The sequence below is a fragment of the Kineococcus glutinatus genome (assembly GCF_039542765.1).
GTDB lineage: Bacteria > Actinomycetota > Actinomycetes > Actinomycetales > Kineococcaceae > Kineococcus_A > Kineococcus_A glutinatus.
Map to the genome: position 1 here is coordinate 1 of NZ_BAABIL010000519.1, position 7,713 is coordinate 7,713.

A 7,713-nucleotide genomic window follows, 5' to 3' on the forward strand; every position below is an offset into this window, starting at 1 on the left:
CCAGCGCCGATGGTACTGCCCCCGCCAGGGGGTGGGAGAGTAGGACACCGCCGAACAACCCCTTGTATAGCCCCTCACCGTACCTCCGTTTCACGGGCATGGTGAGGGGCTATAAGGCGTTTGTGTGCAGGTTGAACGCGCCCGCTGAAGGGTGTCGTAGTCTGCGGTACGTATGGTCTGCTCAGCAGGGCGACTCCCGGACCCCTCGGCCTGGGAAGTCCCAGGTGTGTCGAGCCGAGGAGGGTGCCATGCACGAGGGGGCAGGACCAGACGATGGTCAGGCGCACGGTGGTGCCGGTACTCCGGCCGGCAGTCCTTATGAGTGGGTCCAGCGGGGAACCGAACTACTGCGCCGAGGGGACGCCGCTGAGGCGGTGACGCTGCTGGCCCACGCACATGCCGCTGAACCCGCATCGACGGCGGTCCTCGAGACGCTGGCTCGCGCGCAGTACGACTCCGGCGATTTCAGTGGTGCCGTCGAGTCGTTCGGCAGGCTGGTGCGTCGGCGCCCCGACGCCGACTACGCTCACTTTGGTCTCGGGCTCAGCCTGAGTCGGCTCGGTCGTTTCGGCTTGGCGGCGGAGCACCTGGCCATGGCGCACGCCATGGCACCACACAGCGCCGAGTACGCCGACCGATTGCGCCAGGTACGCGCCACACTGGCCGCCCGACGAGCATCGGGGAGTTCGTGAGCACCACACCGGATGGGTCGGTCCGTGCGGGCGGCGTGGGCCTACGCGGCGCCGAAGCACCGTTGACCGAGCTGTACGACGTCATCCTCCTCGACCTGGACGGCGTGGTCTACATCGGCCCGGAGGCCGTGCCGGGCGCTCCCGAGCACCTGGCTGCCGCTCGGGCGAGAGGGGCGCGGCTCGCTTTCGTGACCAACAACGCCGCACGGCCGCCCGCCGTCGTGGCCGAGCACCTCACGCGGCTTGATGTGCCGTGTCATGACGAGGACGTCATCACATCGGCACAGGCGGCGGCTCACCACCTCCGCAGCCGCCTGTCGGCAGGAGCGCGGGTACTGCGCATCGGTGGTCAGGGGCTGACGGAGGCACTGCTCGCAGAAGAACTGCTGCCCGTCGACGCGCTCGACGACCTCCCCGTGGCTGTCGTGCAGGGTTTTTCCCCCGATCTCGGGTGGCGACACCTGGCGGAGGCGGCCAGGGCCGTGCGGGCGGGACTGCCGTGGGTGGCGACCAACCTCGATCCGACCGTGCCGGTGCAAGGTGGGCCGGCACCCGGCAACGGCGCTCTCGTCGGCACCGTCCGCATCGCCACCGGTGTCGAGCCGCTGGTCGTCGGCAAGCCGGAGCCGGCCCTCTTCGCCGAGGCGGTCCGTCGCACCGGTGCGCACAGGCCGCTGATGGTGGGTGACCGGCTCGACACCGACCTGGAGGGTGCCCGCCGTGCGGGGATGTCCGGCCTCTTCGTGCTGACGGGGGTGCACGGGGTCGCAGATCTGCTCATCGCCTCCCCCGGCGAGCGCCCGTCCTACGTCGCGCGTGACCTGGGCGGCCTGCTCGAGGTCCACCCGGAGGTCACCGTCGCACCCGGTCCCGACGGGCGGGTCAGCGCGTCCTGCCGTGCCGCCGAGGTGGTCCTGACCCGTGGTCGGTTGGCGGCGAGCCCGTCACCTGTCGTGGACCCGGTCGATCTGCTCCGTGCGGCCGCTGCCGCCGCCTGGAGCTCGACCGACCACGGGCAGGAGCCCGACGTCTCGGCTCTCACGTCCTTCGTGACGAGCGCTCTGGTCGACTCAGCGGTGCCGCTCGGGGATGTCGCCGGACGCAGGTAGCGTTGCCGCGTGACCGAGGCCGTCCACCACCCGCTGCCCGCACCGCCGCGCGTCGGCGCACCCAGGAGGAGCGGTGAGGAACTCACCTCCGCTCTGGCACGCCTCGACGCGCTCGACGCGGTGCCCGTGCACGACCACGTCGACGTCTTCGACGCGATCGACCGAGCGCTGCGTGAGCGCCTCGCAAGCGCTGAGGACTGAGGACGTGCGCCGACAGCGCCTGGACGCCGAGCTGGTGCGACGCGGCCTCGCTCGTTCCCGCCAGCACGCCGCCGACCTCGTCGCGGAGGGGCGCGTGCTGGTGCGCGGGGTCGCCGCCTCCAAGCCGGCGACCCAGGTGGACACCGCCGAGGCCGTCGTCGTCTCGGGCGCCGCCTCGGGGGAGGAGTACGTCAGCCGCGGAGCCCACAAGCTGATCGGCGCCCTCGACGCCTTCGCCACCGGCCTGCACGTCGCCGACCGGCGCTGCCTGGACGCCGGTGCCAGCACGGGAGGCTTCACGGACGTGCTGCTGCGGCGGGGTGCGGCACACGTCGTCGCGGTCGACGTCGGCTACGGGCAGCTCGCCTGGCGGCTGCGTCAGGATCCGCGGGTCACCGTCCTGGACCGCACGAACGTGCGTCACCTGACACCCGAGCAGGTCGCCCCCGCGCCCACCCTGGTCGTGTCCGACCTCTCGTTCATCTCCCTCACCCTCGTCGTCGGGGCGCTCGCCAGATGTGCCGCCCCGGAAGCCGACCACCTCCTGATGGTCAAGCCCCAGTTCGAGGTGGGTCGCGAAGCGCTCGGCAGTGGTGGGGTGGTGCGCGATCCGGCGCAGCGCGCAGCCGCCGTGCGCCACGTCGCCGCCGCCGCCGGGACGCACGGCCTGGGGGTTCGCGGTGTGGCCGCCAGCCCGCTGCCCGGGCCCAGCGGCAACGTGGAGTACTTCCTGTGGCTGGCCGCGGGCGCACCCGGTCTGCTCGAGGAGGACTTGCGGCACGCTGTCGACACCGGCCCTCGGGTGGGACTTCCGTGACGGGGCGCAGGGTGCTCCTGCTGGCCCACACCGGCCGCGACGAGGCCGTCGCCGCCGCCACCCAGGTGGTGCGCCTGCTCACCGCCGACGGCATCCGCACCGCGATGGTGCCGGAGGAGGCCGCCGCCCTCAGCGCCGAAGAGCAGGCGATGCTCGACGTGTGCGCCGTGGAGTCGGCCATCCGCGACGCGGAGATGGTCATCGTCCTGGGCGGCGACGGCACCATCCTGCGTGCTGCGGAGCTGGTGCGGAAGACGGACGTACCGCTGCTGGGCGTCAACCTCGGGCACGTCGGCTTCCTCGCCGAGAGCGAGCGGGAAGACCTGGACGAGACCGTCGCCAGGGTCGTGGCGCGCGACTACCGGGTCGAGCACCGCATGACGCTGGCGGTGCGGATCCTCTTCGAGGGCCGCGAGGTGGCCACGTCGTGGGCCGTCAACGAGGTGTCGGTCGAGAAGGCCAACCGGGAGCGGATGGTGGAGCTCGTCGTCGACGTCGACGGCCGGCCCCTGTCGCGCTTCGGCGGTGACGGCTGCATCGCCGCCACCCCGACGGGCTCCACCGCCTACGCGTTCTCCGCAGGAGGCCCGATCGTGTGGCCCGAGGTGGAGGCCATGCTCGTGGTGCCGCTCAGCGCCCACGCCCTCTTCGCCCGGCCGCTGGTCATCGCGCCGACGAGCACGGTGGGGCTGGAGGTTCTGCCGGGGATGGGCGACGGTGGCGTGCTCTGGTGCGACGGGCGCCGCACCTTCGAGGTGCCCGTCGGTGCGCGCGTCGAGGTCCGCCGGTCGGCGCACCCCGTGCGGCTTGCCCGCCTCACGCGTGGGGTCTTCACCGACCGCCTCGTCGCGAAGTTCCGCCTCCCCGTCGCGGGGTGGCGCGGGCCGGGACCGCGTTCGTGAGCCGCGGGTGGCGCGTGGAGCGCCGGGACGGGGAGACGACGTGATCGAGGAGATCCGCATCCGGGAGCTCGGTGTCATCCGCGACGCCCGGCTGGAGCTCGGCGCCGGCCTCACCGTGCTCACCGGGGAGACCGGTGCGGGCAAGACCATGGTCGTCACCGGTCTCGGGTTGCTGCTCGGCGCGCGTGCCGACGCCGGCGCCGTCCGCCGCGGCGCCCCGACCGCCGTCGTCGAGGGCCGCCTCGTCGTCGAGGAGGGCGGAGCGGCCGCTCAGCGGGTCCGCGAGGCCGGCGGCGACGTCGACGAGGGCGTCATGCTGCTGGCCCGCTCGGTGGCCGCGGAAGGGCGCAGCCGCGCCCACGTGGGAGGGCGCGCGGCTCCCGTCAGCGTCCTCGGGGAGCTCGCCGAGCACGTCGTGGCGGTGCACGGGCAGACGGAGCAGCTGCGCCTGCGCGCCCCCGCCCAGCAGCTGCGGGTCCTCGACGCCTTCGCCGGCACGGCCGTGCAGGAGCTGCTCGAGCGGTATGCCGGGGAGTACGAGCGGTGGCGGCGCCTGGGTGCCGAGCTCGACGACCTGCGCACCCACGCCCGGGAGCGCGCCCTGGAGGCGCAGCAGCTGCGGGAGACCCTCGCCGACGTCGAGCGGGTCGCACCGCAACCGGGGGAGGAACAGCAGGTGCGGGAGGAGGAGGAGCGGCTCTCGCACGTGGAACAGCTGCGCGTGGCGGCTGCCGCCGCGCACGCCGCCCTCGTCGGGGACCCGGACGCGACCGACGACGCGGGTGCCGATGCCCGCGTCGAGGCGGCCCGCCGAGCGCTGGCGGCCGCCGCCGACCACGATCCCGCGCTGGCCGCCACGGCCGGGCGGCTGCAGGAGGTCGCCTACCTGCTGGCCGACCTCGCCGTCGAGGTGGCGGCCTACGCCGCCGGGGTCGAGGCCGACCCCGCCCGGCTGGCCGCCGTGCAGGAGCGCCGCGCAGAGCTCGCCGGCCTCGTGCGCCGCTGTGCCGCGCCACTGGGCCTGGCCGACGCCGACGCACTCGTGGAGTGGTCGCGACAGGCGGCGCAGCGCCTCCTCGAACTCGACGACGACGGGCGCGCCGACGTCCTCGCCGCCGAGGTGGCCGCGGCGCACGAGCGCCTCCAGGACCTGGCGCAGCGCCTCAGCGGCGTCCGGCGCGCCGCGGCGCAGGAGCTCGCCGGGCGCGTCCGGGCCGAGCTCGCGGACCTGGCGATGCCCGGGGCCCGCATCGACGTGGAGGTGCGGACGGCATCCGCGCTCGGGCCGAACGGCGGTGACGAGGTGGAGCTGCTGCTGGCCGCGCACTCCGGGGCGGTGCCGCGTCCGCTGGGCCGCGGCGCGTCGGGAGGCGAGCTGTCCCGGGTCATGCTGGCGCTCGAGGTGGTCCTCGCCGGTGCCGACCCGGTGCCCACGATGGTCTTCGACGAGGTGGACGCCGGCGTCGGCGGACGCGCCGCGGTCGAGATCGGCCGGCGCCTGGCCCGCCTGGCCCGCTCGGCACAGGTCCTCGTCGTCACCCACCTCCCGCAGGTGGCGGCCTTCGCCGACGCCCACTTCACCGTCGTCAAGACCGACGACGGCAGCGTCACCGAATCCGGCGTGGTCCGGCTGGACCAGGACGGGCGGGTGCGCGAGCTGGCCCGGATGCTGGCCGGTCGGTCCGACTCGGAGGCGGCCCAGGAGCACGCGCGCGAGCTGCTGGCCTCATCGCGCGTCGACGTGCCCGCGCCGGCCACCGGGTCGCGCTCCCGGCGCGGCGGTGCCCGTGCGGCGGGTGGGCCGCGAGCCGCCGCGGCGGGCATGCGACGATCGAGCGGATGAGCCGGGGGCGTGGATCGATGAGCGCGGGTGGACGCCGACGGGGGAGGGCGCCCGGCGCGGCGGACAAGGCGCTGGCGGGATACCTGGCGGTGGGTCCGGCGCGCGTGGACCGGCGCACCAAGCGGCTGACGAAGCGGCTGCAACCCGGTGACGTCGCCGTCATCGACCACATCGACATCGACCGGGTCTCCGCGGAGGCGCTGGTGGCGTGCCGCCCCTCGGCGGTCGTCAACGCCTCCCCGAGCATCTCCGGGCGCTACCCCAACCTGGGACCGGAGATCATCGTGGCGGCCGGCGTGCCGCTGCTCGACGACGTGGGACCGCAGGTCATGACCGAGGTCGCCGAAGGGGTCGGCGTCCGACTGCGCGCGCAGGAGCTGCTCGTCGGCGAGGACGTGGTGGGCCGCGGTCGCCTGCTCGACGCGGAGTCGGTGGCGCAGGCGATGGCCGAGGCGCGGGCCGGGCTGTCGCTGCAGCTGGAGGCGTTCGCCGCCAACACGATGGAGTACCTGCGCCGGGAACGGGAGCTGCTGCTCGACGGCGTGGGCGTTCCCGACGTGCGGACGCGACTCGACGGGCGGCAGGTCCTCATCGTCGTGCGCGGCTACCACTACAAGGAGGACCTCGTCACGCTGCGCCCCTACGTGCGGGAGTACCGGCCGGTGCTCATCGGCGTCGACGGTGGCGCGGACGCCATCATCGAGGCCGGCTGGCGGCCCGACATGATCGTCGGTGACATGGACTCGGTGTCCGACGCGACGCTGCGCTGCGGCGCGGAGGTCGTCGTGCACGCCTACCGCGACGGTCGCGCACCCGGCCTGGAGCGGGTTCGCGACCTGGGCATCGACCCGGTGGTCTTCCCGGCCACCGGCACCAGCGAGGACGTGGCCATGCTGCTGGCCGACGACAAGGGCGCCTCCCTCATCGTCGCGCTCGGCACCCACGCCACCCTCGTGGAGTTCCTGGACAAGGGCCGTGCCGGCATGGCCAGCACCTTCCTGACGCGGCTGCGGGTGGGCGGCAAGCTGGTGGACGCCAAGGGCGTCTCCCGGTTGTACCGCTCCCGCATCTCCAACGTGCAGGTCCTCGTCCTCGTCCTCGCCGGGGTCCTCGCCCTCGTGGCCGCGCTGGCGGTGACGCCCACCGGGCAGGCGATCCTCGCGGTCACGGGTGCTCGCGTGGAGGACGCCTGGGCCTTCCTCACCGGCTGGCTGCCGGGCTCGTCGCCGCAGACGGTGCGCGCCGCACCTGTCGCGGGCTGGGCGGGAGGCGAGCCGTGAGCGCGGTCGCGACCGAGGGGCGGACCGCACGGTGATCGACTTCAGGTACCACCTCGTCTCCCTGGTGTCGGTGTTCCTCGCCCTGGCGGTGGGCATCGTGCTGGGCGCCGGACCCCTCAAGGAGGGCATCGACGTCGGCATCACCGACCAGGTGCGGCAGCTGACGGCGGAGAAGGCCGATCTGCGCTCCCAGCTCGACGGCGCGGACCGGGCGATCACCGCCCGCGACGAGTGGGCCGAGGTCGTGGAGCCGGCCCTCGTCGCCGGCCGGCTCACCGGTCGCTCGATCGTGCTGGTCCTGCTGCCGGGGGCCGAGGCCTCGCTGGCCGACGATCTGGCGACGGGGCTGACGGCGGCGGGTGCGAGCGTCACCGGGCGGGTCGCGGTCTCCGAGGCGTGGACCGACCCGGCGCAGGACGACGTGCGCAGCGCGGTCGTGGCGGAGCTGGGGTCCACCGGCCAGAGCACCGACGCCCGCCTCGCCACGGCCCTCGCCGGTGCGCTCGTGACCAGCGACCCGGCCCTGGTGGCGCAGCCCGAGGACCCGCTGCGCACCGTGCTGCCGGTGTTCGCCGACAACGGCCTCGTCGACGTGGACGGCGACCTGACCCAGCGTGCCTCGCTCGCCGTCGCCGTCGCCGGTCCGGCCGACACCGCGCCCTCGGCGGCGCAGACGGAGGAGCGGTCCGAGTCGCTGACGACGCTGCTGACGGGTCTCGACGCCGCGTCCGACGGTGTGGTGCTGGCCGGTGCCGTCGAGGCCAGCGCCGAGGAGGGCCTCATCGCCGACGTGCGCGCCGCCGATGCCGCCGAGGCCGTGAGCACCGTGGACGACGCCGACGTGCCGATGGGGCGGGTGAGCGTCGTGC

At 74.4% G+C, this 7,713-nt stretch carries 8 protein-coding genes; all 8 read left to right on the top strand.

Annotation, left to right across the window (positions count from 1 at the left end; translation table 11 throughout):
- The first annotated feature begins 248 nt into the window (after window positions 1-248).
- Window positions 249-692, top strand: a complete 444-nt coding sequence (locus tag ABEB16_RS17410; protein WP_345713487.1) for a tetratricopeptide repeat protein — start codon at window positions 249-251, stop codon at window positions 690-692.
- A complete protein-coding gene (locus ABEB16_RS17415) occupies window positions 689-1,801 on the top strand; it encodes an HAD-IIA family hydrolase (protein WP_345713488.1) in 1,113 nt (370 codons plus the stop codon). The genes ABEB16_RS17410 and ABEB16_RS17415 overlap by 4 nt, the downstream gene beginning before the upstream one ends.
- Window positions 1,802-1,810: 9 nt before the next feature.
- Window positions 1,811-2,002 carry a hypothetical protein gene (locus tag ABEB16_RS17420; protein ID WP_345713489.1) on the top strand — a complete coding sequence of 64 codons (192 nt, stop codon included), beginning with the start codon at window positions 1,811-1,813 and terminating at the stop codon, window positions 2,000-2,002.
- Window positions 2,003-2,006: 4 nt separating this feature from the next.
- On the top strand, window positions 2,007-2,819 hold the full coding sequence (locus ABEB16_RS17425) for a TlyA family RNA methyltransferase (RefSeq protein WP_345713490.1): 813 nt from the start codon (window positions 2,007-2,009) through the stop codon (window positions 2,817-2,819).
- Window positions 2,816-3,721, top strand: a complete 906-nt coding sequence (locus tag ABEB16_RS17430) for an NAD kinase (RefSeq protein ID WP_345713491.1) — start codon at window positions 2,816-2,818, stop codon at window positions 3,719-3,721. Before ABEB16_RS17425 ends, ABEB16_RS17430 begins: the two co-directional genes overlap by 4 nt.
- A gap of 40 nt (window positions 3,722-3,761) precedes the next feature.
- The gene (gene recN, locus ABEB16_RS17435; protein WP_345713492.1) at window positions 3,762-5,564 is read left to right on the top strand and encodes a DNA repair protein RecN; all 1,803 of its coding nucleotides are present in this window, start codon (window positions 3,762-3,764) and stop codon (window positions 5,562-5,564) included.
- A gap of 17 nt (window positions 5,565-5,581) precedes the next feature.
- Window positions 5,582-6,844 carry a putative cytokinetic ring protein SteA gene (gene steA / locus ABEB16_RS17440; protein WP_345713493.1) on the top strand — a complete coding sequence of 421 codons (1,263 nt, stop codon included), beginning with the start codon at window positions 5,582-5,584 and terminating at the stop codon, window positions 6,842-6,844.
- 31 nt (window positions 6,845-6,875) lie between these two features.
- Window positions 6,876-7,713: copper transporter (locus ABEB16_RS17445; RefSeq protein WP_345713494.1), on the top strand; the 838-nt coding region annotated here is incomplete at its 3' end.

What these genes read in the sequence shown, in the direction of transcription:
- steA (WP_345713493.1), top strand. Translation starts at nt 5,582, where the DNA reads ATGAGCGCGGGTGGACGCCGACGGGGGAGGGCGCCCGGCGCGGCGGAC.
- ABEB16_RS17410 (WP_345713487.1), top strand. Translation starts at nt 249, where the DNA reads ATGCACGAGGGGGCAGGACCAGACGATGGTCAGGCGCACGGTGGTGCC.